Origin of the sequence: Pseudomonas chlororaphis (genome assembly GCA_001023535.1) — a bacterium.
Classification (GTDB): Bacteria; Pseudomonadota; Gammaproteobacteria; order Pseudomonadales; family Pseudomonadaceae; genus Aquipseudomonas; species Aquipseudomonas chlororaphis_E.
This window is the reverse complement of the sequence record CP011020.1, coordinates 2,555,666-2,578,797: the sequence shown is the minus strand read 5'-3', so window position 1 is coordinate 2,578,797 and position 23,132 is coordinate 2,555,666. Positions and strand designations below refer to the sequence as shown.

Annotated in this window: 22 protein-coding genes; 9 read left to right on the top strand and 13 right to left on the bottom strand. The window is 62.7% G+C overall.

Annotated elements, in window-relative coordinates; all coding sequences use genetic code 11:
* Nucleotides 1-23: 23 nt before the first annotated feature.
* From VM99_11305 to VM99_11295, 3 genes are read left to right on the top strand one after another with little or no spacing between them, the layout of a single operon-like run.
* Nucleotides 24-692, top strand: coding sequence for an SAM-dependent methyltransferase (locus VM99_11305; GenBank protein ID AKJ98613.1), 669 nt, complete (start codon nucleotides 24-26; stop codon nucleotides 690-692).
* A 4-nt stretch (nucleotides 693-696) separates the two neighbouring features.
* Nucleotides 697-1,407: an InaA protein gene (locus tag VM99_11300; GenBank protein ID AKJ98612.1), complete on the top strand. Its 711-nt coding sequence runs from the start codon at nucleotides 697-699 to the stop codon at nucleotides 1,405-1,407.
* A 2-nt stretch (nucleotides 1,408-1,409) separates the two neighbouring features.
* Complete coding sequence (locus VM99_11295; protein AKJ98611.1) at nucleotides 1,410-1,637, top strand: hypothetical protein; 228 nt, start codon at nucleotides 1,410-1,412, stop codon at nucleotides 1,635-1,637.
* A gap of 273 nt (nucleotides 1,638-1,910) precedes the next feature.
* Here VM99_11295 and VM99_11290 read toward each other — a convergent pair whose 3' ends face one another.
* From VM99_11290 to VM99_11240, 11 genes are all read right to left on the bottom strand, one after another.
* Entirely contained in the window at nucleotides 1,911-4,955 is a 3,045-nt protein-coding gene (locus tag VM99_11290) for an acriflavine resistance protein B (GenBank protein ID AKJ98610.1), read from the bottom strand.
* A 13-nt stretch (nucleotides 4,956-4,968) separates the two neighbouring features.
* Nucleotides 4,969-6,117, bottom strand: coding sequence for an RND transporter (locus tag VM99_11285; GenBank protein ID AKJ98609.1), 1,149 nt, complete (start codon nucleotides 6,115-6,117; stop codon nucleotides 4,969-4,971).
* A 154-nt stretch (nucleotides 6,118-6,271) separates the two neighbouring features.
* Nucleotides 6,272-7,369 carry a lipoprotein gene (locus VM99_11280; GenBank protein ID AKJ98608.1) on the bottom strand — a complete coding sequence of 366 codons (1,098 nt, stop codon included), beginning with the start codon at nucleotides 7,367-7,369 and terminating at the stop codon, nucleotides 6,272-6,274.
* 2 nt (nucleotides 7,370-7,371) lie between these two features.
* Nucleotides 7,372-8,436, bottom strand: a complete 1,065-nt coding sequence (locus VM99_11275; protein ID AKJ98607.1) for an imelysin — start codon at nucleotides 8,434-8,436, stop codon at nucleotides 7,372-7,374.
* 28 nt (nucleotides 8,437-8,464) lie between these two features.
* Nucleotides 8,465-9,892 carry a thiol oxidoreductase gene (locus tag VM99_11270; protein AKJ98606.1) on the bottom strand — a complete coding sequence of 476 codons (1,428 nt, stop codon included), beginning with the start codon at nucleotides 9,890-9,892 and terminating at the stop codon, nucleotides 8,465-8,467.
* A gap of 244 nt (nucleotides 9,893-10,136) precedes the next feature.
* Nucleotides 10,137-11,477 (bottom strand): histidine kinase, encoded by a 1,341-nt coding sequence (locus VM99_11265; GenBank protein ID AKJ98605.1) that lies wholly within the window; start codon nucleotides 11,475-11,477, stop codon nucleotides 10,137-10,139.
* A gap of 66 nt (nucleotides 11,478-11,543) precedes the next feature.
* Entirely contained in the window at nucleotides 11,544-11,981 is a 438-nt protein-coding gene (locus VM99_11260; GenBank protein AKJ98604.1) for an LTXXQ domain protein, read from the bottom strand.
* Between the two features lie 288 nt (nucleotides 11,982-12,269).
* Nucleotides 12,270-12,947 (bottom strand): chemotaxis protein CheY, encoded by a 678-nt coding sequence (locus tag VM99_11255; GenBank protein ID AKJ98603.1) that lies wholly within the window; start codon nucleotides 12,945-12,947, stop codon nucleotides 12,270-12,272.
* A gap of 7 nt (nucleotides 12,948-12,954) precedes the next feature.
* The gene (locus VM99_11250) at nucleotides 12,955-13,365 is read right to left on the bottom strand and encodes a translation initiation factor 2 (GenBank protein ID AKJ98602.1); all 411 of its coding nucleotides are present in this window, start codon (nucleotides 13,363-13,365) and stop codon (nucleotides 12,955-12,957) included.
* Between the two features lie 107 nt (nucleotides 13,366-13,472).
* Complete coding sequence (locus tag VM99_11245; protein AKJ98601.1) at nucleotides 13,473-13,772, bottom strand: hypothetical protein; 300 nt, start codon at nucleotides 13,770-13,772, stop codon at nucleotides 13,473-13,475.
* A gap of 1 nt (nucleotide 13,773) precedes the next feature.
* On the bottom strand, nucleotides 13,774-14,370 hold the full coding sequence (locus tag VM99_11240; protein AKJ98600.1) for a septation protein A: 597 nt from the start codon (nucleotides 14,368-14,370) through the stop codon (nucleotides 13,774-13,776).
* Between the two features lie 87 nt (nucleotides 14,371-14,457).
* On the opposite strand from VM99_11240, the gene VM99_11235 reads away from it, so the two are divergent.
* From VM99_11235 to VM99_11215, 5 genes are all read left to right on the top strand, one after another.
* Nucleotides 14,458-15,321 carry a phosphoesterase gene (locus tag VM99_11235; GenBank protein AKJ98599.1) on the top strand — a complete coding sequence of 288 codons (864 nt, stop codon included), beginning with the start codon at nucleotides 14,458-14,460 and terminating at the stop codon, nucleotides 15,319-15,321.
* Between the two features lie 13 nt (nucleotides 15,322-15,334).
* The gene (locus VM99_11230; GenBank protein AKK01736.1) at nucleotides 15,335-15,964 is read left to right on the top strand and encodes a hypothetical protein; all 630 of its coding nucleotides are present in this window, start codon (nucleotides 15,335-15,337) and stop codon (nucleotides 15,962-15,964) included.
* On the top strand, nucleotides 15,965-16,795 hold the full coding sequence (locus VM99_11225; protein AKJ98598.1) for a chromosome segregation protein ScpA: 831 nt from the start codon (nucleotides 15,965-15,967) through the stop codon (nucleotides 16,793-16,795).
* An 11-nt stretch (nucleotides 16,796-16,806) separates the two neighbouring features.
* Nucleotides 16,807-17,754, top strand: a complete 948-nt coding sequence (locus VM99_11220; protein ID AKJ98597.1) for a segregation and condensation protein B — start codon at nucleotides 16,807-16,809, stop codon at nucleotides 17,752-17,754.
* Between the two features lie 372 nt (nucleotides 17,755-18,126).
* Nucleotides 18,127-19,362, top strand: a complete 1,236-nt coding sequence (locus VM99_11215) for a pseudouridine synthase (GenBank protein ID AKJ98596.1) — start codon at nucleotides 18,127-18,129, stop codon at nucleotides 19,360-19,362.
* A gap of 270 nt (nucleotides 19,363-19,632) precedes the next feature.
* Here VM99_11215 and VM99_11210 read toward each other — a convergent pair whose 3' ends face one another.
* Nucleotides 19,633-20,598 carry a leucyl aminopeptidase (aminopeptidase T) gene (locus tag VM99_11210; protein AKJ98595.1) on the bottom strand — a complete coding sequence of 322 codons (966 nt, stop codon included), beginning with the start codon at nucleotides 20,596-20,598 and terminating at the stop codon, nucleotides 19,633-19,635.
* A gap of 92 nt (nucleotides 20,599-20,690) precedes the next feature.
* On the bottom strand, nucleotides 20,691-20,828 hold the full coding sequence (locus VM99_11205; GenBank protein ID AKJ98594.1) for a mercuric reductase: 138 nt from the start codon (nucleotides 20,826-20,828) through the stop codon (nucleotides 20,691-20,693).
* A 756-nt stretch (nucleotides 20,829-21,584) separates the two neighbouring features.
* Between VM99_11205 and VM99_11200 the strand changes: the two genes are divergently transcribed.
* Nucleotides 21,585-23,000, top strand: coding sequence for an aromatic amino acid transporter (locus tag VM99_11200; GenBank protein AKJ98593.1), 1,416 nt, complete (start codon nucleotides 21,585-21,587; stop codon nucleotides 22,998-23,000).
* Nucleotides 23,001-23,132: the final 132 nt, after the last annotated feature.

The following is a 23,132-nucleotide window of genomic DNA, read 5'->3' as shown; positions in this document are numbered from 1 at the left end:
CATCTGTAATGGAGGCCCCCTCAATGTCCAAACCCATCAAGCTGGATTTTTCCGAGAAATACGACGAGCAGCATGCTCGCAAATATTTCCATAAGCATCGCAGCGGCATGAGCCGTCGCCTGTCCAACCAGCGGGATCAACAGCTGGCTCGCCGAGCGTTGGCGCTTGTCGGCGATCCGGGGCTGGTGTTGGACCTGCCTTGCGGTGCCGGGCGTTTCTGGCCTTTGCTGGCCGAAAAACCGAACCGGGTGATCATCGGCGCCGACAATTCCGAGGCCATGCTCAAGACGGCCATGACATCTCAACCGGCCGATGTGGTGAAACGGGTACAACCCTTGCACACATCTGCGTTCGACATTGCCTTGCCTGATAACGCCGTCGACAGCATTTTTTGCATGCGGCTGCTGCACCACATCGGTGAATCCGCGCACCGCCTGGCGATCCTCAAGGAATTCGAGCGGGTCAGCCGCGACAGCGTGATTGTTTCATTGTGGGTCGACGGTAATTTCAAGGCCTGGAAACGCAAGCGCCAGGAACGCACCCGTGGGCAGAAAGACTACCAAAATCGATTTGTGTTACCGGTTGCTACAGTAGAAGAGGAATTTCGCCAGGCTGGGTTCCGTATTCAGGAACGACTGGATTTCCTACCGCTCTATGCCATGTGGCGAGTTTATGTATTACGCAAGAGGTAAAAGCATGGTTGTGCAGGTAGCAGAGGCATCAGGTATCCCCCGCGACAGTTTCGATTATTTTTGGAGCTTGCAGGGTGAGTGGGTGGAGGAGCCCAACGTACGACGTGGCGGCGAGAGCGGCGTACAACGGATCACCAGCAAGGACGGCGAGTTGCTGTATGCCAAGCGCCAGACCGGGCACATCTATCGCAGTTGGCTGCACCCGTTCGGGCGTCCGACGGTATTACGCGAGCAGGACGCGCTCCTGGCGTTGCCTCGACTCAATGTCCGGGTGCCCGAGCTGGTGTTCTGTGGAGCCCAGCCGGACCCCGAGCATAAATGGCGGGCGTTATTGGTGACCCGTGCGCTCGAAGGTTTCGAGGAGATCGAACACTGGTATGCCGGTGGCGGTCGCGAGCGTCATGGCGAAGCGGTGCATGACCAGATCCTCCAGGAACTGGCCGGGAACCTGGCCCGCATGCACAGGGGGCGTTGGCAACACAGCTGCATCTACATCAAGCACGTCTTCGTGCGCGTGACTGGGGAGGGCGAGGCGGCCAAGCCGGAGGTGGCGCTGCTGGACCTGGAGAAGTGCCGCCGGCGCATGACGGCCCGGCAGGCGGCCTCCCATGACATGAAGCAGTTGCGGCGCCATTCGTCGTTCAGCGACGCCGACTGGAAAAAACTCGTCTACTTTTACGAGACGGCGTTTGGCAGCGCTATCAAAGGTTTATAGCGATGAAACTAGAAATTGCTAGAGGTGTGTTTTTAGTTGGAGCCCTGGCAGTTGCGTCGATGGCGGTGGCTGTGTGGGAGCAGCCACGCTCGCAGATCCTCAACGTTTCCAAGGTGGATGCGCAGTGCCCTTTGCCACGGGTGGCAAAGGTCAGCGAAGTGACCCGGCCGGACAATGATCTGCTGCTGTTCATGTTCAGTCTTTCCCAAGGGATGAGGCCGCAGAGTTGAGGATGATGACGTCTAGATAAAGGCCTCGCATATGCGAGGCCTTTATCTTTGGGCGTTTGATTTTCAACCGTGACGGCTGGACCTGTGGCGAGGGAGCTTGCTCCCGTTCGGCTGCGAAGCCGTTGCCGTGGGGAGACCGTTGGTCGGAGGGGACCGCTTCGCGCTCCAGCGGGAGCAAGCTCCCTCGCCACAAGAGCCAAAGCCAGAGCCAGAGCCAGAGCCAGAGCCAGAGCCAGAGCCAGAGCCAAGAGCTAGAGGCCCCAGCGCAAAAGATCAGAGACTGGCGTGTTCTCGGTTCTTGTCCGGTTTGGCCAGCAGCGTGTAGACGCAGGGCAGCACGAACAGGGTGAACAAGGTGCCAATCGACATCCCGGTGGCGATGACCGTGCCGATGTCGAAGCGGCTCACCGCCCCGGCGCCTGTCGCGAGGATGAGCGGTACCATGCCGAATACCATTGCCGCGGTGGTCATCAGCACCGGCCGTAGACGGATCGAGGCGGCCTGTTCCACGGCTTCCCTTGGGCTCAGGCCCTGTTCCTTGCGCAACTGGTTGGCAAACTCGACGATCAGGATGCCGTGCTTGCTGATCAGGCCGATCAGCGTCACCAGGCCCACCTGGGTGTAGATGTTCATGCTTGACCAGCCCAGGAAGAGCGGAATCAAGGCGCCGCAAATCGACAGAGGCACCGTCACCAGGATCACCAGCGGGTCGCGGAAGCTTTCGAACTGGGCGGCCAGCACCAGGAAGATGATCGCCAGGGCCAGGCCAAAGGTGACCCACAGGGCGCTGCCTTCCTGTACGAACTGTCGCGAAGCCCCGGCGTAATCGAAGGCGAACCCTGCCGGCGCTTCTTCCCGGGCGATCTGGCGGACCGTCTCGATGGCTTCGCCCATGCTCACGACGGGAAAGCCCGAGATCGTGACCGCATTGAGCTGCTGGAACTGGTTCAACTGCCGTGGCCGTGCCCGGTCGCTGACCTTGATCAGGGTCGACAGCGGCAGCAGTTCGCCCTGGGTGTTCTTCACGTAGTAGTTGTTCAGCCAGTCGGGGTTGTCGCGAAACGGCCGTTCAACCTGGGCGATGACCTTGTAGCTGCGTCCTTCGAGGGTGAAGCGGTTGATCTCGGCTTCCCCCAGCAGGGTCGCGAGGGTGCCGCCCAGGTCCTGCATCGAGACGCCCATCTGGGCCGCCTTGGCGCGGTCGATATCGACCACGACTTCAGGTTTGTCGAACGCCAGGTCGATGTCCATGAAGGCGAACTTGCCGGACGCCATCGCGCGGTTCTTCACCCGTTCGGCGATTTGCAGCAGGGTGGCGTAATCCTTCGGAGAGTTGATGACGAAGGCGAACGGCAGGCCTTCGCCGGTGCCCGGCAGCGATGGCAGGTTGAAGCCGAAGATCTGCAAGCCGGGGATGCTTTCGAGCTTGGCCTGGACCTCGGGCAGGATTTCCATCTGGGTGCGGCTGCGCTCGTTCCAGGGCTTGAGCAGGAAGCCGCCGATGCCGGACTGTACGCCGTTGTAGCCGTTGATCTGGAACGAGGAGTAGTACTCGGGGAACTCCTTGAAGATCGTGATGAAGTGATCGGTGTAGGCGTTCAGGTAGTCGAGGTTGGTCGTCTTCGGGGAGTTGGCCATCATGAAGATGATGCCCTGGTCCTCGTCGGGGGCCAGTTCGGACTTGGTGAACATGATCAGCACCGGGATCAGGAGCAGGATGATCACGGCGAACACCAGCACCACCGGGCGCGCATCGAGGGTGCCATGGAGCATGCGCTGGTAGCGGCCCTTCAGGCGTTCGAAGACCATGTCCAGGCGGTGGGCCAACCCCGTGGGGTTTTCGTCGTGGCGCAGCAGCATTGCGCACATCATGGGCGACAGCGTCAGGGCGACGATCCCGGAAATCACCACCGCCCCGGCCAGGGTGAGGGCGAACTCCTTGAACAAGGCCCCCGTCAGCCCTTCGAGCAGGCCGATCGGCGCATACACCGCCGCCAGGGTGATGGTCATCGAGACCACCGGCATGGCGATTTCCCGTGCACCTTCCAATGCGGCGTCGAAGGGGCTCTTGCCTTCCTCGATGTGCCGGTGGATGTTTTCCACCACCACAATGGCATCGTCCACCACCAGACCGATGGCAAGCACCATGGCCAGCAGCGTCAGCAGGTTCATCGAGTAGCCCATCAACTGCATGAAGAACATCACGCCGATCATCGACAGCGGGATGGTCACCACCGGGATCAGCACCGAGCGCAGGGCGCCCAGGAACAGGAACACCACGACGATGACGATCAGCACCGCCTCGAACAGGGTCTTCACCACTTCGTCGATGGAGGCCTGGATGAACAGGGTGGCGTCGTAGGCGATCTCGGCCTTGAGGTTGGTCGGTAGCTGGGCCTCCAGCTCCGGCATGAGCTTGCGCACCTCCTTGATCACGTCCAGCGGGTTCGCGCCCGGCGTGGCCTTGATCCCGATGTACACCGACGGCGTACCGCCGAAGGAGCTGATGGTGTCGTAGTTCTCGGCGCCCATTTCCACCCGCGCCACATCCCGCAGCAACACGCGGCTGTCGCCCTCGGTCTTGAGTGGGATCGCGGCGAAGGCCTCGGCTGACTTGAGTTCGGTGTTGGCGTTGATGCTGGTGACCACGTACTCGCCTTTTACCTCGCCGGCGGCGGAGAGGAAGTTCTGCTGGCGCACGGCATTGGTCACGTCGGTGGCGGTCAGGCCGAAACCGGCGAGCTTGACGGGATCGAGCCACAGGCGCATGGCGAAGACCTGGTTGCCGAGGATCTCGGCTTCGGCCATGCCCGGCAACGTCGCCAGCTTGGGCTGGATCACCCGTGACAGGTAGTCGGTGATCTGCGGGTTGTTCAGTTCCTTGCTGAAGAAGCTGATGTACATCAGCGCGGAGGCGTCGGCGGCCTCACGGCTGAGTACCGGGTCCTCGGCGTCCTGGGGTAACTGGTTCTTGACCTCGTTGGCCTTGGCCAGCAGTTCGGTGAAGAGCCGGTCGCTGTTGGAACCGATGCGGGCGTAGACCGAGATCACCGAGAAGTTCTGGCGACTGACCGAGGTCATGTAGTCGATGCCTTCGGCACTGGCCAGGCTTTGCTGCATCGGCTGGGTGATGTAGCCCTGGATGGTCTCGGCGTTGGCCCCGGGGTAGGCGGTGGTCACCGTGATCAGGGCGTTTTCCATCTGCGGGTACTGGCGCAAGGGCAACTTGCTCCAGGCCTGGAAGCCCAGCAGCACGATCAACAGGCTGACCACGGTGGCGAGCACCGGGCGGCGGATGAACGGATCGGTAAAAGCCATGGGGATTCCTTGATCAGTCCGCGCGCGGCGGGCTGTTCTGTTCGGTCAGGGTCTTGTCGTCGCCGATGGCGATGGTCGTACCGTTGTCGAGCTTGATCTGGCCGGCGATCACGACCTGTTCACCGCTCTGCACGCCCTTGGAAACCAGGACCTTTCCATCACGGCGCTCACCGGTCTCGACGAAGCGCCGCTCGGCGATCAGCACCGGCTGGTCCTTGTCATCCTTCTCGACGCTGCCATCGGCGGCCTTCTTTTGCGTGACCACGTACATGGAGTTGCCATAGAGGGTGTAGGTCACGGCGCTTTCCGGCACGACGACAGCATTGGCCACCTCCGGCAGGATCACCTGCAGGTCGGCGAACATGCCCGGCAGCAGCTTGCCATCGGGGTTGGCCAGGGTCGCGCGCACCAGCACGTTGCGGGTGCTGTCCTCGACCTTGGGGTTGATCGCGCTGATGGCGCCGACGAAGGTTTGCCCGGGATAGGCCGCTACGGTGACATTGACCGGCTGGGCAACGGCAAGCCTGGGCACCGTTTGCTCGGGCACGTAGAAATCCACATACAGGCTGCTGAGGTCTTGCAGGGTGGCGATGACCGTGCCGCTGGCCAGATAGTCGCCGACGTCCACCCGGCGAATGCCGATGGTGCCGTTGAAGGGCGCGAGGATCTGTTTCTTGGCCAGCGAGGCCTTGAGTTGATTGACCGTGGCCTGGTTCTTTTTCATTTGCGCCGAGAGTCGGTCGAACTCGCCCTTGGAAATCGCCTGGCTGCCGACCAGTTGTCGGCCGCGTCCGAAGTCCAGTTGCGACAGGCCAAGATCGGCCTCGGCGGTTTGCAGCAAGGCACTTTCGACGTCGCTGTCGAGTTGCAGGAGCGGTTGGCCGACCTTGACCTTCTGGCCGGACTGGAACAGCACCTTCTGCACGGTCCCGGAATTTTCCAGGCTCAGGTCGACGCCTTGCAGGGCCTTTAGGCTGCCGACGGCGGGCAGGCGGGCCTGCCAGGGCTGCTCGGTAGCCGTGGCCACGGCCACGCTGACCGGTGGTTTCGGCGCAGAAAACATCTGGATCTGCTGGTAGACGGAGAAGGCCTTGTAGCCGGCCAGCAACAGCACCACCAGCAGGACAACACCCAACATGATCAGCATGCGGCGTCGCAGCATGTTCCACTTCCTTGGAAAGAACCGAGAGAAAAGACAATCAGGCGGGCACATTACTCCGAGTGCGGCGGGGTTTCCAGACGGACATGGGCGCTGTGTCGTGTGGGATTATTCCTGGATTTACGGGCGCTTGGCGCCCGTAAGCTGCACATTGGCTTCAGACCAGATGCAAATGGTTGTCCCAGAGCCCCGCGGGCAGATCGAGCGGCTTTGCAACCAGTTGTGTCTGCCGACAATCGTAGTAGCGGCAACGCCCCTGGCCCGACGTGACGACGAAACCGTCGGCCACGGCGCCCACGCCCGCGCAGTCTGGCAGGGGGGCATCCAGGCGCGCTTCACCGGTGTCCAGGTCCCAGATGAAGAAACGGTTGCCACGGGGTGCGGTCAGGGCTACCAGGCGCAGCTCGCTGTGCACGGCGACACTGGCGGTGTAGTGCCCCATCGCCTGCAATTGCTGCTCGGGCACCGGGAAGGCCTGGAACGGCTCGCCCGGTCGCTTGATCGCCACCAGTTGCGAAGACTCGTGGGCATCGCCCATGAACTGCTGGCCGGAAACGATGGTGCCGTCGCTGGCGATGCCCAGGTGCCGCACGCTGTTCATCGACTGGGGCAGGGTTTCCTTGCTCAGCAGCGTGCCGTCACGCTGCATCAGCACCAGGCTCGGTTCCATGGCATCGAGGTTCATCTCGACCCGGCTCTCGGCTTCGGTCCGGATGCCACCGTTCGCCACCACCAGGGTCTCGCCGTCGGGCATCCAGGACACCTGGTGCGGGCCGATGCCGTGGGTGGGGATTTCGCCGCTGTGGACCAGCCGTTCGCCTTCGAATCGGTACACGCCCAACAGGCCGCGCCCCGGATCGCGGGTATCGTTCTCGGTGGCGTACAACCACTCGCCGCCGCGGTGGATCACTGCGTGACCATAGAAATGCCGGTCGGGCAGCGAGGTGACGGTTTGCAGCAGCGTACCGTCGCGCAGGTCGATCAGGTAGCTTTCGGTGCCTGGGCGACGGGCGACGAACAAGGCGATCGGCCGGGTGGGGTGGTTGATGATGTCGTGGCAGCGCTGGCCGACCTGGGTGGCGAACGCCCGAGTGCCGTCCAGTCGATAGCCCACGGCGTAATGCCGGCCATCACCATCGTCCCGCGCCGAAAGCAGCAGCGGTTGCTTGTCCTTTTGCTTGAACAGCGTCCAGCCACCCAGGGTAACGGCGCCGAGCAGCAAGCTGCCCAGGGCCAGGGCCTGACGTCGAAGCATGATCAGTCACCGTCGTTGGCGTTGAAGCCCAGTTGAACGCCCAACGCCTTGGCCAGTTCGCCTTCGTGCAGGCGGTGGACGACGTTGAGGCTGTCGTACAAATCGTTGAGTTGCTGGCGTCCGGCGTCGTCGTTGAGCATTTCGGTCAGCGAACGCTGGCTGCTGGCGAACAGTTTCAGTGAGGCATCGTAGGCGGCATCGATCTTGTCGGCCAGTGGCTTCTGCTCGCTGGGCAACAGGCCGCGCAGACCCTTGTTGTCCACGCCTGCCCAGACGGTCCGGGCCGCGCTCAGGCTGGCTTCCAGGCCTTGCAGCGAGGACTGGCTGCGCCAGGCGTCGGCCTGGAACGGTTGCGGCACCCCTTTGCTCTGGCGGCCCATTGGCGTGCCGAGTTTTTTCTTCAGGGTGTCGAGGGCGGTGACCTGGACCCGCAGCAGATCGGCGATGGCTTCATGGGAGTCGGCGTAACGCTGGTTCGGGAACTTGCTCATCTGGGCGAGCATGCCGTCGTTGGTGTTCCAGCGCGACAGGATCTCTTCGGCCAGTTGTTTCTGGCGTTCGCCGATGGCGATCAGCAACGGGCAGTACTTGGCCTTTTGCGCGGCGTCGGCCATGTCGATCTTGGCGTCGAACAGCAGGTACTCGTAGGCCGACAGGCCCTGGACTACGACACTGGACTTGGCCAGGCCGGCGGCGTCGATCTGCGGTTCGCTGTTGATCAGTTGCTCGACCTGACGGCCCACCAGGTTTTTCTTGTCCGGCCAGAACTGGACCTGCCAGGCACGGTTGCCTTCGGCCAGCGGGCCGATGAGCAGCGGTTGCAGCTCGGCCCAGGCTTTTTGCGCCTTGAGGAAATCGGCGCGGGCGGTTTCCAGGGTTTCCTTGCCTTGGCAGAACGCCAGGGCGCTGCTCGCCAACTGCCGGTCGGCGTCGACCCAGCGGCTGTAGGTCGGCAGGATCACTTGCTTGGCGATGGCCGCCGAGGTGACCGCTTGCGGGTCCTGGGGCGAGCAGGCGCCGAGGGCCAGGGCGGCGAGGCTGGTGAACAACAGCTTGGGACGGAACATGTCGGGCTCCCGTGGTCGGAGAATACGTTTAAAGGGAATTCAGGAAGGCCAGCAACGCGGCGCGTTGCCCGGCATCGAACGATAGAACCTGGCGCTGCGCCGCTTGTGCTTCGCCGCCATGCCACAGCACGGCTTCGAGCAGGTTGCGGGCGCGCCCGTCATGCAGGAACTGGGTATGGCCGTTGACGGTTTCGGTCAGGCCGATTCCCCACAACGGCGGCGTGCGCCAGTCGCGGCCACCGGCCTTGAATTCGCTGCGGTTGTCAGCCAGGCCCTCACCCATGTCGTGCAACAGCAAGTCGGTGTAGGGGCGGATGACCTGGTTGGCCAGCTCCGGCTCGGCCGCATTGGCGGACGTGGTGTATTTGGGTGTGTGGCAGGACTGGCAGCCGGCCTGGAAAAACAGATTCTTGCCCGCCAGCACGTCGGGCGAATTCACCTCGCGGCGGGCTGGCACGGCGAGGTTGCGGCTGTAGAACAGCACCAGCCGAAGGATGTTGTCGCTGACCTCCGGCTCACCGTCCGGGCCGTTGCCATTGGGCGCTCGCCGGCAATCGACCTGGGGTTCGGTGCAGTCGTCGAAGGGACGCAGGCGGGTGGTCAGGCCCATGTCGCCCGAGAAGGCGTGGACATTCTGCTGGTTGAGGTTGGGTTGCCCGGCCTTCCAGCCGAATCGCCCCAGGACGGTTTTCTGCTGGGCATCGTCCCAGACCTGGTTGGGGCGGCCCGCGATGCCGTTCTTCGCCTGCGCCTGGGCCTCGGCGTTCGCCAGGATGGCTTGCTCGGGGATGGCCTCCAGCAACCCAAGGCCGATCATCGGCGGTGCGACGCGGGCGGAGAAACGCGTGTCCGGGTGCATCGGCCCGTAGCCGAGCTGGGTGATCTGCAGGGTGGGCTTGCGCAGTTCGACCAGGGTGCCGTCCTTGAAGCGTACCGGGACGGGGCTGTAGTCGACCCGCACCTTGCCTTCGGGCACCACGCCGGGCACGGACATGTCCTGCAACTGGCCGCCATAGACCGGTTCGGGCACCACCCCCAACTGTTCGATGACCTTGGCGTAGGGCGGCGCGTCGGGAATCGACAGGCGCACCAGCATGGACACCGCCGTGGTGGCGTCCGGCGCGGGTGGATGACCGCGACCGTCCTTGATGTGGCAGTTCTGGCAGGCGTTGGTGTTGAACAACGGCCCGAGGCCATCGCGGGCGGTGGTGGTCGACGGGGCGATCACCCAGGGGCTGCGGAAGAAGCTGTTGCCGACGCTGAAATCCACACGTCTCGACGGCGGCAGGTTGGCCGAGGGCAGGGAGAAGGCGTTCTGGTCGGTCTTGCGGACCGTCGCTGCGCCACCGGACCGCGCTTCACCGGGCTCGGCCTGGGTAAAACGCGGGGCATCGTCGCAGGCACTCAGGCCCAGGGCCATGAACAGTGCGCATAGACGAAGAGGCAACGACGGCATCGGGCAACCTGGGAGATGAATGAAACGAGGGCGCAGAGTCTAACAGGGCGGGGCAGTTTGAATAAGAGGGATTATCGTTTGGTTCAGTGCGACGGACACGGTTTCATGTGGGGGCGGCTTGCTCGCGAAATCGGTGGGTCAGGTTGCGTGGATGCTGGCTGCGCTGGTGTCTTCGCGAGCGAGCCCGCTCCCACAGGGCGCCGCGTTCGCCGCAGGCCCTGTGTGGAGCAGCGTAGCCAATCGCTTAAGGCTGAACGACCGCGCCGGGCACCAATGGCAGCTCCAGGCTGGCGATGAAGCCGCCCCCAGGGTGATTGGCCAGCACCAGCGCGCCACCGTGACGCTCGGCGGCGCGGCGGGCGATGGCCAGGCCCAGGCCGTGGCCGGCGGCGGTCTGCCCGGGCGCGCGGTAGAACGGTTCGCCCAACTGGCCCAGGTGTTCGGCTTCCACCCCCGGCCCATGGTCACGCACGCTGATGATGATCCGCTCCCCCTGGCGCAGCGCGCGCATTTCGATCGGCTGGCCGACGGGGTTGAAGCGCTGGGCGTTGCGCAGCAGGTTGTCCACGGCCCGTTCGATCATGGTCGGCCAGCCCTTGAGGTTCAGGTTCGGCTCAGCGTTCAACTGCACGCTTTGTTCTGTCGACGCCAACTGCGCATCTTTTTGCAGGTTGACCAACAGGCTGTTCAGCTCGATGTCCTCGGCGCTGGCGTTGTCGGCATCGACCCGGGCCAGGACCAGGATTTCACTGATCAGCGCTTCCAGGCGGTCGCATTCGCGGGTCAGGCGCGGCCAGAGTTTTTCGCGCTCCTCGGGGCTTGCCCGTTCCGCCAGCGCCAGGGCAATGCGCAGTCGCGCCAGGGGCGAACGCAACTCGTGGGATACGTCGCGCAACAGTTGCCGCTGGCTGCCGATCAGGCTTTGCAAGCGGGCCCCCATGCGGTTGAAGTCGGTGGCCAGCACGCCGAACTCGTCTCGCCGGGCGGCCAGCTTGGCCAGGCTGTTCTGTTGGTAGGTGGCCTGGCCGAGGTCGTGCACTGCGCCCCGCAGGCGGCTCAATGGGCGAGTGATGGAGAGCGTCACCAGCAGGCTGAACAAGGTCAGCACCACCAGCGCGATTCCCAGGGCACTGAGGGGCCAGAGCAGGCTTCCACGGTGCCAGGCATCCAGTTCGGGGTGGGGAATGCGATAGATGAACAGGTACGTGTCGCCGCTCTTGGCGCTGGTGAATTCGTCGGTCAGCCGCCGCCAGGGCAGGCGCCGGTCGTCGTTGTTCTGCCGGGCCTCGAACGCCGCGGCGCGACGCGGGAAGGTGCCGCGCACCACCGGGTCGCCGCTTTCGTTGAGCACCTGGACGTCGATGTGGTACTGGCGCTTGCGCTGTTGCAGGATCTCCTGCGCGGCGTCCTCGCCCTGGCTTTCATAGGTTTGCGTCCATTCTTCAGCCAGGGTGTTGAGCCCCGGGTGGCGACTGAGGATCCATGCGTCCTGGTTCAGCATGTGGCCCATGAGAATAGACAGCCCGGCAACCAGGGCGATGGCCAGCCAGAAACTGGCCAGGATGCGCCAGAACAATGAACGCACGGTAAATCCTCGAAAACAAAGAAAGCCCAACGGCGGTTTGCCGTTGGGCTGGATGACTTCAGCGCATTATTGCGCTTTTTGCGGCTGTTGCGCTTTCCAGGCCTTGAATTCGGCCCATTCGGCGCGACGCTCGGCCTGTTTCTTCTGGATCGCGTCGAACTCTTTCTGTTGTTCAGGCTTGAGCAGCCCGCGGATCTGGGCGTCGACTTTTTCATGCCGGGCCGCCATTTCGTCCTGCATGGCCTTCTGATCGGCGGGCGACAACTTGGCCAGGTACTTTTCTACCAGCTCGCGGCGTTCGTGGCGTTGTTCGTCCATGATCTTGCGGATCTGCTGGCGCTGTTCGCGGCTCAGGTCCAGTTGGCTGTACGGGCCTTTGTCGTGCATCTGGCCACCGTGACGCGGGCCGTCCATCGGGCCCATCGGGCCGGGGCCTTCAGGCATGGCCATGGCAACGGTGGGCAGGGCAGCTGCGAACATCAGAGCGATAAGGGTCTTGCGCATGGTGTTTCTCCTTGTCTCGTTCCCGGTCAGTTCCGGATGTGTGCAGATTACGCAGAGCAAGGTCAGCGGCGGTCAGGGCTGGGTAAAGCTTGGGTAAAGACGGTTTGGGATGATCCTGACAAAACGATCGGTACAAACCCCGTGGCGAGGGAGCTTGCTCCCGCTGGAGGGCGAAGCCCTCCCCATGCAATGACGGTGTTTGGCCTGATGGGCCACAGGGTGAGATTTTGGGGCTACTTCGTAGCCCAGCGGGAGCAAGCTCCCTCGCCACAGGGGATCGGGGATTTTCTAGAGGCTGTAGTAGTAACCCCGGCTGCGCAGCGCCACGATGCGCGGGCGGCCGTCGGGGTGGGGGCCGATTTTCTTGCGCAGGTTGCTGACATGCATGTCGAGGCTGCGATCGTAGAGGGTGAGCTTGCGGCCCAGGGCGATCTGCGCCAGTTCCTGCTTGTCCAGCGGCTCGCCCGGTTGCTTGAGCAAGGCTTCGAGCAGGCGGCTTTCGGAAACGGTGAGGGTCTGTTCCTGTTCGTCGATGCTGACCACGCCGCGTACCGGGCTGAAGGTCAGGTCGCCCAGTTCGATCTGGCTGGACACTGCCGTCGGGTGGCTGCGACGCAACACGGCGCGCAGGCGGGCGGTGAGTTCACGTGGGTCGCAGGGCTTGGCCAGGTAATCGTCGGCGCCCAGCTCCAGGCCCAGGATGCGGTCCAGCGGTTCGCCCCGGGCCGAGAGCATCACCACCGGCAATTCCGGGTGGTCGTTGCGCAATTGCTTGAGCAGTTCCAGGCCGCTGCCATCGGGCAGCATCACATCCAGCACGACCGCCGCGGGGGAGGCCTCGGCCAGCGCCTTGCGGGCACTCTGGCCATCGTGGCAGGCCCGGACCTGAAAACCTTCCTGGCCCAGCCAGCTCACCAGGAGCTCACACAGCTCCTGGTCATCATCTATCAGTAACAGCTCGCTCATGACTCACTCAATTTAGCCATTGCCGACGTCGTCTGCGTCCACCGCTGGCAAAGATACCGCAGAGCAGGGCCAATAGCGCTACCCCGGCACCAATCACGAACCATTGTTGCTGATCGGTCAGCAGCCGTGGCAGCGGGCTCGCCTGGGCTTCCTTGAGTTGCAGTTTCAGGCGCTGGTTTTCCTGGCGCAACCGGCCCAGCAAGGCACTTTCGCGCTCGCCGTCGGCGTTTTGCAGTTGTTTGCTCAGTTCTTCACGCTGGCGCTCGCTGTCTTTCAAGCGCTGTTGCAGCTCGGCGATCTGGCTACCGGCGCTCAGGGACAAGGGCGCCGAATGACTGCCCTCGGTGCTTTCCTCGCCATGGGCGGGGGCCCCGATCGCCAACGTGACCAACAACAGGCACAACGGACCTTTGCGCATTGCAACTCCTGGATTCCAATCGAGATTAGACAGGTTGTCGGCAGGCAAACGAGAACAATGAGCAATTGAGCGCAATGAGCCGTGCAGGCTCATTGCACCTGGGGGATTTACGGCAGGACTTGCTTGAACGGCTTGACCACGACGCTGGCGTAGACGCCGGCCTTCACGAACGGGTCGGCCTCGGCCCAGGCTTGCGCGTCGGCGAGGGAGTCGAACTCGGCCACGGTCAGGCTGCCGGTGAAACCGGCGGCGCCCGGGTCATTGCTGTCTACGGCCGGATGCGGGCCGGCCAGCACGACGCGGCCTTCGGCGGTGAGCTGTTGCAGGCGCTCAAGGTGCGCGGGGCGAGTGGCCAGGCGTTTTTCCAGGGAGTTGGCGACGTCGGTGGCAATGATTGCGTAGAGCATGTCAGTCCTCGGTGTTTGGCGTGGTGGTGTCGGTATCGTGCAAGTGACGGGACAGGTAGATGCCCTGGCCAATCAGGAACAATAGCGTCATGCCCAGGCTGCCGAAGACCTTGAAGTCGACCCAGTAGTCCTGGAATGTGAACGCCACGAACAGGTTGGCGGCCCCGCAGAACAGGAAGAAGGCGATCCAGGCGATGTTCAGCCGGGTCCAGATCACGTCCGGCAGGCTCAGGGCGTGGCCCATGATGCGCTTGATCAGCAGGCGGTCGCCGATGAAGTGGCTGCCGATGAAGGCCAGGGCGAACAGCCAGTTGACCACCGGGGCTTTCCATTTGAGGAAGGTTTCGCTGTGGAAGGCCAGGGTCAGGCTGCCGAACACCAGGCAGGCGATCAGGGTCAGCCACTGGCTCTTTTCCAGCTTGCGCTGGGAGATGAACAGCGCGCCGTAGACCACCAGGGAACTGATGATCAGCACCGCGGTGGCGCTGTAGATACCGCCTACGGTCAAGGATTGACCAGCGATGTCGACGCTGCGCGGATCAAGTTTGTAGACGACGAAAAACAGCAGCAGCGGGATGAAATCGATGAATTGTTTCACAGTGGCAGCCAGGAGCGGGATGTGGCGGCATAATAACAAACATCCTTGGCCGCGATAGGGCCAGCTGATTTGAGGTAACAAACTCTCGTGAATGTTGATTTGCACTGCCATAGCACGGCCTCCGATGGCGCCCTGGCGCCTGCGGTTCTGGTGGCGCGGGCGTTCGAGCACGGCGTGCGAGTCCTGGCCCTGACCGACCACGACACCCTCGAAGGCCTCGATGAGGCCCGCGACGCCGCCACGGCGTTGGGCATGCAACTGGTCAACGGGGTCGAGCTGTCCTGCACCTGGGGCGGGGCGACCATTCACGTGCTGGGCTATGGTTTCGATGTGAATGCGCCAGCGCTGGTCGAGGCCCTTGCGCAACTGCGCGACGGCCGCTGGCTGCGGGCGCAGGAGATCAGCCGCAAGCTCGAGCTCAAGGGCATGCCCGGTGCGCTGGAGGGCGCCCGGCAGATCCAGCAGGAACTGGGCGACAGCGGTAACGCGCCGGCCCGGCCGCACTTTGCCGACTGGATGGTGCGCGAGGGGTTCGTCAAGGATCGCGCCGAGGCGTTTCGCAAATGGCTGGGGGCCGGCAAGCTGGGAGACGTCAAGCAGCATTGGCCGACCCTGGAAGAGACCGTCCAGACCCTGCGAGCGGCGGGTGCCTGGGTCAGCCTGGCGCATCCGTGGCACTATGATTTCACCCGTAGCAAGCGTCGCCGCCTGGTTGCCGACTATATTCAAGCAGGGGGCCATGCCATCGAGGTGGTCAATGGTCACCAACCGGCCGAGCAGGTCGGCAGCCTGGCGATCCTGGCCCGTGAATTCGGTTTGCTGGTGAGCGCCGGAAGTGATTTCCATGGCCCTGGGGGCTGGTCCGAGATCGGCGAATATCGCCCGTTGCCGGAAGATCTGCCACCACTATGGTGTAGATTCAAACATGATCCCGTTACCGCCGCCGTCTGAACAGGTAGAACACGTGAGTCAATTTTTCCAGATTCATCCGGAAAACCCGCAACCGCGCCTGATCAAACAGGCCGTCGAGATCATCCGTAGCGGTGGCGTGGTGGTCTATCCCACCGACTCGGCCTACGCCATCGGTTGCCAGATCGGTGACAAGAACGCCGTCGAACGGGTTCGACGCCTGCGCCAGCTCGACGACAAGCACAACTTTGCGTTGATCTGCAGCAACCTGTCCCAGTTGGGCCTGTTCGCCAAGATCGACACTGGCACCTTCCGCCTGCTCAAGGCCCACCTGCCGGGGCCGTACACCTTCATTCTCAACGCCACGCGGGAAGTGCCGCGGCTTTTGCTGCACCCGAAGAAACGCACCATCGGCCTGCGGGTGCCGAGCCACCCCATTGCCCTGGCGCTGTTGGCCGAGCTGGGCGAGCCGCTGATGAGCGTGACGCTGATCATGCCCGGTGACACCGAGCCGATGACCGACCCCTACGAGATTCGCCAGTTGCTTGAGCACCAGGTCGAGCTGATCATCGACGGTGGCTTCGGCGGCATGAAGGCGTCCACCGTGATCAACCTGGCCGACAGCGAGCCGCAGGTGGTGCGGGTCGGCTGCGGCGATCCGGCCCCGTTCATGGCCGAGGCCTGAATGTCGGCTGTGCAAACCCCTGTGGACAGCGCGGACAGCCAGGCCGGTGCGCAACAGGAGCTGCCGTTCGCCATGGTCTACGGCCAGGCGGTCCTGGAAATGCCCCTGGACCTGTACATTCCGCCGGACGCGCTGGAAGTGTTCCTCGAAGCCTTCGAGGGCCCGCTCGACCTGCTGCTGTACCTGATTCGCAAGCAGAACATCAACATCCTCGACATCCCGGTGGCGGAAATCACCCGCCAGTACATGGGGTATGTCGAGCTGATGCAGTCGGTGCGCCTGGAGTTGGCGGCCGAGTACCTGGTGATGGCGGCCATGCTCGCCGAGATCAAGTCGCGGATGCTGTTGCCGCGTTCGGCCGAGGTCGAGGAAGAAGAGGACGACCCGCGCGCCGAATTGATCCGTCGCTTGCAGGAGTACGAGCGCTTCAAGGTGGCGGCGGAAGGCATCGACGGCTTGAGCCGGGTCGGCCGCGACGTGCTGGTGCCCAAGCTGGATGCGCCCGAGGCCCGGGCGCGCAAGTTGTTGCCGGATGTCAGCCTGGAAGAGCTGCTGATGTCCATGGCCGAGGTCCTGCGCCGAGGCGATATGTTTGAAAGTCACCAGGTCAGCCGCGAAGCGCTGTCCACCCGCGAGCGCATGAGCGACGTGCTGGAGCGGCTTAAAGGCGGCGGCTTCGTGCCGTTCGTCGAGCTGTTCACCGCCGAGGAAGGGCGGCTGGGCGTGGTGGTGACGTTCATGGCGGTGTTGGAATTGGTCAAGGAATCCTTGGTCGAGCTGGTGCAGAATGAGCCGTTCGCAGCGATCCACGTGCGGGCACGAGCCGAATAACGAGCAAATCAATGAATCTGACTGAACCCCGCGAGCTGGCCCCCTTGCTTGAAGCTTTCCTGTTGGCTTCGGGAAAGCCGCAATCGATGGAGCGCCTGTTCGAGCTTTTCGAGGAAGGCGAGCGGCCAGAGCCGGCCGTGTTCAAGAAGGCCCTGGCGCTGCTGGGTAAATCCTGCGAGGGACGGGCCTTCGAGCTCAAGGAAGTGGCGTCCGGCTATCGCCTGCAGATCCGCGAGAAGTTCGCCCCCTGGGTCGGGCGCCTGTGGGAAGAGCGGCCGCAGCGCTATTCCCGGGCCATGCTCGAAACCATGGCGCTGATTGCCTATCGCCAGCCCATCACCCGCGGTGAGATCGAGGATGTGCGGGGGGTGGCGGTCAACAGCCACATCGTCAAGACGCTGCTAGAGCGGGAGTGGATCCGCGTGGTCGGCTATCGCGACGTGCCGGGCAAACCGGCGATGTTCGCCACCACCAAGGCCTTCCTCGATCATTTCAACCTGAAGAACCTGGATGACTTGCCGCCCTTGGCCGAGCTTCGGGAAATCGAGCCTGAGCCGGTGCTGGAGTTCGACGATGCACCTGTGCCCCAGGGCCTGCAGGACCTGGCCGATGCCAGCGCCGAGCCGGAGGAGCCCAAGGAGGAGACCAGTTTCCACTCATTGCTGCTGGAACTGGACACCATGGAGGAGGGCCTGAAGACCGATTTCGACGACCTGCTGCGCGAGGGCCCGGGGCCTGAAGGCGAGACGGATGAGTTGCCTGAGCCTGACAGCGAGTCGGAACCTGAGCCAGAGCCAGAGCCGGAAGAAGACATCCTCGGCGTGGCCGAAGCCCGGGAAAAACTGCTGGCCGCCGTCGCCGCCCTTCAACCGCCGGAACTCGAATTGAGCGACGAAGAAGCCGAAGCCCGCGCCCTGGCTGAAGCGATCGAAAACGAACGGCGCGAGTTCGACGACTGATCCGATTTTTTGGTGATTAGACCTCCGCCATCGCGAGCAAGCTCGCTCCCACAATTGATCTTCAGTGTTCATGGGGTCCGAATACCCACAGAACCCTTGTGGGAGCGAGCTTGCTCGCGATAGCGGTGGGTCAGTCAACGAAGAGGGTGAGGGTAATGACGCTATCGCGAGCAAGCCCGCTCCCACATTGGAGGGTGCGGCGTTATCACCGATCGGCGGAAAACGCGCCGGGCCTGCATTGATCAGCTAGTCTCTGATGCGCAAACGTCTCAACGAGCGTATGATTCGCGACCCTTTGGCGATCCCTTCGCCATGGACCTGTTTTCAACGCGTCAGGCCACGCCTGGCCGACCACACCGGGAGGTGCCCAGAATGAAAGACCAAGACCAGAACGACAGCCAGGAAATCCGTCCAGCCGGCGAGAAACTGCAGAAAGTCCTCGCCCGTATCGGCGTCGGTTCGCGCCGTGACGTGGAAACCTGGATCACTCAGGGCCGCATCAAGGTCAACGGCAAAGACGCCACCTTGGGCCTGCGTGTCGACATGCATGACGCCATCACCATCGATGGCAAGGTGATCAAGCGCGAAGAGGCCGCCGAAACGGTGCGCCGCGTGATCATGTACAACAAGCCCGACGGTGAGATCTGCACCCGTGACGACCCGGAAGGCCGTCCGACCGTGTTCGACAAGATGCCGCGTCCCAAGGAAGGTCGCTGGATCAACATCGGTCGCCTCGACATCAACACCACCGGCTTGCTGATGTTCACCACCGACGGCGAGCTGGCCAACCGCTTGATGCACCCGTCCTACGAAATGGACCGCGAATACGCCGTGCGTGTACGGGGCGAAGTCGATGACGAGATGATCGAGCGCCTGAAGGCCGGCGTCGTGCTGGAAGACGGCCCGGCGCGTTTCACCGACATCAAGCAGGCGCCCGGCGGTGAAGGTTTCAACCATTGGTACCACTGCGTGGTGATGGAGGGCCGTAACCGTGAAGTGCGCCGCTTGTGGGAATCCCAGGGGCTGGTGGTCAGTCGCCTGAAGCGCGTGCGTTTTGGCCCGGTGTTCCTCAACTCCGACCTGCCGATGGGCCGCTGGCGTGAAATGAGCCAGTACGAAGTCGACATCCTGGCTGCCGAAGTGGGCCTCACGCCCGTGGCAATGCCGCAGATGACCGCCAAGAGCAAGGACAAGCTGGAGCGGATGCAGCGCAAGTCCTCGCGGCCGATGGCCAAGACCGAACGCGTGCGCACCCTGCGTCCGCCAGTCGAAGGTGCGGCGCCTGGCCCGCGTCCTTCGCGCGAGCCGCAGATCGAAGGCGAGCGTCCGGCGCGCAAACCGGCGCCTCGCCAGGATGGCGAGCGCGGCCCACGCAGCCCGCGTCCGGCTAACGGTCGGGCCGAGCGCGGCGAAGGCCGCAGTGCTCCGGCAGGTCGTGGCACCCCAGTTGCCGATCGCCCGGCCGACACCAAGCGTCCAGCCAAGCCGGCGCCGAAGAAGCGCCCTGGCATCGCGCTGGTGGACCGTGACGCGCCTTCGGGCAAGCGTCGTGGGGCACCGGCCGGTTCGGGACAGCGTCCAGGCTTCGGGCGCCGCAAGCCCGAGTGAGGCCGCGTTGAGGTTCTAGCTGCAAGCGGCAAGAAAAAACGCCAACCGTTGGGTTGGCGTTTTTTTTGGGTTCGGCTTAAGGGGTGGGGTGCTGATGAAACCGCTTTCGCGGGCAAGCCCGCTCCCACATTGGGGCGGCGGCGTTCAAAGATCTTCCATTCACTGAGATCAACTGTGGGAGCGGGCTTGCCCGCGAAGGGGCCAGCCGCCTCAACCACTCTTTGCCAGACCTCCCTCGCTTGCCGCTCGAAGCTGCCCTTAAAGCGGCTTCTAAAGCACAAACCGCCCATCGAACATCGCTTCATTGTCCAGCGCCAGCACACCACTTTCGAAAATCAGGTCCAGGTGATGGCTGCCCTTGGCCCCGCCGCCTAGCCCCAGGTGCAGGCCGCAATGACGTTCCTCGAAGCCGGCGTTGCGCGCGTACAGGCTCTTGATCCCTTCATTGGTGCCGATTCCCAGTTCCTCGATGCGACGGTTGGACGGATTGGCGTCCAGGTATTTGTTGAAGTCGTGTTCCAGGCCCGGCACGTCGGTGGCGATTTTCTGAATGGTGGAGTCTTCGATCCACAGCTCCAGCGGCGATTGCAGCACACCGTACTTGCGCGCAAACGGGATGGTGCTGAGGAACGTGCCGACGAATTTGACCCGGCCGTTGATGGTGTCGCTGTGAGTGGCGATTTCACCGGGGGCCAGGTCGTAGTTGCCCACGCCGTTGATGTCGGTCCACTTCTTCACGCTGTCCAGGGCCGTGTCGAAATACGAGCCGTGCTCATCCTGGAAGCTCAACGTCGTGGCTTGGGACATGCGCCGGATCAGGTGACTGTTGAGCCCGGCGATCCGCTGGGGGATGACGCTGAAGGTGTCGTAGAAATAATCGCCGTAGTCCTTGAACAGCAGCGATTTCCTCCAGTTGTCCGCCATCACGCCTTGCAGCGCGCGAACAAAGTCCGGGCCGTCCGGGCGGGGGTTGGGCAGGGTGGAGGAGTCGTAGAAGAAAATGTACAGATCGCTGTCGGCAATGGCCTTGGACAGGCGCTCCGTGGATTCGAGGTCCAGGCGCATGGCACTGAACTGCAAAGGTGAACCGCTGCCCGCCTGTTCGACGATGGCGCCGGTCAGTGCCTCGTAGTCGGCGGTGTGGCCGAGCAAGACCTTGGCGGGCTGGATGCCGGCCAGGGCTGGATGGTGATCGAGGTAGTAAAGGAAATGTGAGATGGCTCGTTGTGTGTCCATGCTTGTTCTTCCCTGACAAATCTATTTGGCTTCCCTGACAACGGCAAAAAGTGGCGGAGTCGACCGGCCGGACCGCCTCCGCCGGGCTGTGCCTACAGAGGCCACATCGCCGTGCCGAACGGAACGACCGCGTCGGCTTGCATCATTTCAACAGCGGCTTCATGGGTTGGCGCTTCAAACCATTCGTCCAGTTGCAGTTCGGTTTCCAAGTCTTTGTCCAGTGTTTGCATAGTGAATCTCCTAGAGGACTTTTACGGAAATGAGCGGGCCGATCGGCGAGTGGAAACTGGCCGCAGGGGGCACCGCAAAACTTGTCGGCACGATGCCTTGGCAAGTCGGTGAAAACCTAGTCGAGGGTTTTTTGGAATGCAAAAAATAATTTTTATTTTTTCAGATGAACTTTTTGTTCCATTTTCGGCGGGTTTTTTTGCTGAGGTAAAACAATTGGCTGTGAGGTTTATTCATTAGCTAGCTTCCTACCGTCAATTTCCAGACGGATGACAGAAATTTCCTACATGGAAAAAATGCGTTACGCCTTGTAAAGAAAAGCTGACGAAAAGCCAGTGCCGCGTCGATCCCAAACACCTGTACCGACGAATGTAAGAAAAAGCTTCCATCAAGCCCTTCAAACGGAGTTTTCCAGGGAATGGGGCGCCTTGTTTCCGCTCCTGGGGCAGGGTCAGATGCGTGCCATGCCTTGTGAGGGTGTCTGGCGGCAAAAGGTCGGCGGTGTACAATGCGCCGCGTTTTACTGTGACCCTTCGCGTACCCACGCACCTTCAAGGTTATCCGCCTTGCTCATTCCGCCACGTCACAAGCGTGTCGGGTTCGATTTCGTCACAGATAAAAACAAACAGGTGACGCATGACCGTTGTAAATACGCTGAATTCCTGGTGCCTGCGCTGGGGTTTGATGGGCGCTGCTTGAAATCCATTTGAGCGGCAACGTCCTACGAACATCATCAAACCTTGCGTGAGACCCTTTTCATGAGTGGACAAAACTCGCATTCAGGCGAGCTGAAACGCGGCCTGAAAAATCGCCATATCCAATTGATCGCCCTCGGCGGCGCCATCGGTACCGGTCTGTTCCTGGGTTCGGCCGGGGTGCTGAAGTCGGCCGGTCCGTCGATGATCCTCGGCTACGCCATCTGCGGCTTCATCGCCTTCATGATCATGCGCCAGTTGGGCGAAATGATCGTCGAAGAGCCGGTGGCCGGTTCCTTCAGTCACTTTGCCCACAAGTATTGGGGCGGTTTCGCCGGCTTCCTGTCGGGTTGGAACTGCTGGATCCTCTACATCCTGGTGGGCATGTCCGAGCTGACCGCGGTGGGCAAGTACATCCACTACTGGGCGCCGGACATTCCGACCTGGGCTTCGGCGGCCGCGTTCTTCATCCTGATCAACGCCATCAACCTGGCCAACGTCAAGGTGTTCGGCGAGGCCGAGTTCTGGTTCGCCATCATCAAGGTGGTGGCGATTGTCGGCATGATTGCCCTGGGCAGCTATCTGCTGGTCAGCGGCCATGGTGGGCCGCAAGCGTCGGTGACCAACCTGTGGTCGCACGGCGGGTTCTTCCCCAACGGCGTCAGCGGCCTGGTGATGGCCATGGCAATCATCATGTTCTCCTTCGGTGGCCTGGAAATGCTCGGCTTCACCGCCGCCGAGGCCGACAAGCCGAAAACCGTGATCCCCAAGGCCATCAACCAGGTGATCTACCGGATCCTGATTTTCTACATCGGCGCCCTGGTGGTGCTGTTGTCCCTGACGCCTTGGGACAGCCTGCTGAGCACCCTCAACGCTTCCGGCGACGCCTACAGCGGCAGCCCGTTCGTGCAGGTGTTCTCGATGCTGGGCAGCAACACGGCGGCGCACATCCTCAACTTCGTGGTCCTGACCGCTGCGCTGTCGGTGTACAACAGCGGCACCTACTGCAACAGCCGCATGCTGCTGGGCATGGCCGAGCAGGGCGATGCTCCACGGGCCCTGGCCAAGATCGACAAGCGCGGCGTGCCGGTGCGCTCGATCCTGGCGTCGGCGGCGATCACGCTGGTGGCGGTGCTGTTGAACTACCTGATCCCGCAACACGCGCTGGAGCTGCTGATGTCGCTGGTGGTCGCGACCCTGGTGATCAACTGGGCGATGATCAGCTACTCACACTTCAAGTTTCGCCAGCACATGAACCAGACCGGCCAGGTGCCGCTGTTCAAGGCGCTGTGGTATCCCTACGGCAACTACATCTGCCTGGCGTTCGTGGTGTTCATCCTTGGCGTGATGTTGCTGATCCCCGGCATCCAGGTCTCGGTGTACGCGATTCCGGTGTGGCTGGCGTTCATGGGGGTGTGCTACGTGATCAAGAACAAGCGCAGTGCCCGTCAGGAACTGGCTGTGGCAGCGGCCAAGTAGGCGCCCCGAAACACACCAGACCCGGCCGCGTGCCGGGTCTGGTTTTTCTGGCTCACGCGATCCTTTGTGGGAGCGGGCTTGCCCGCGAAAGCGTCGTTACATTCAATGCTTCGTCGACTGACACAGCGCTGT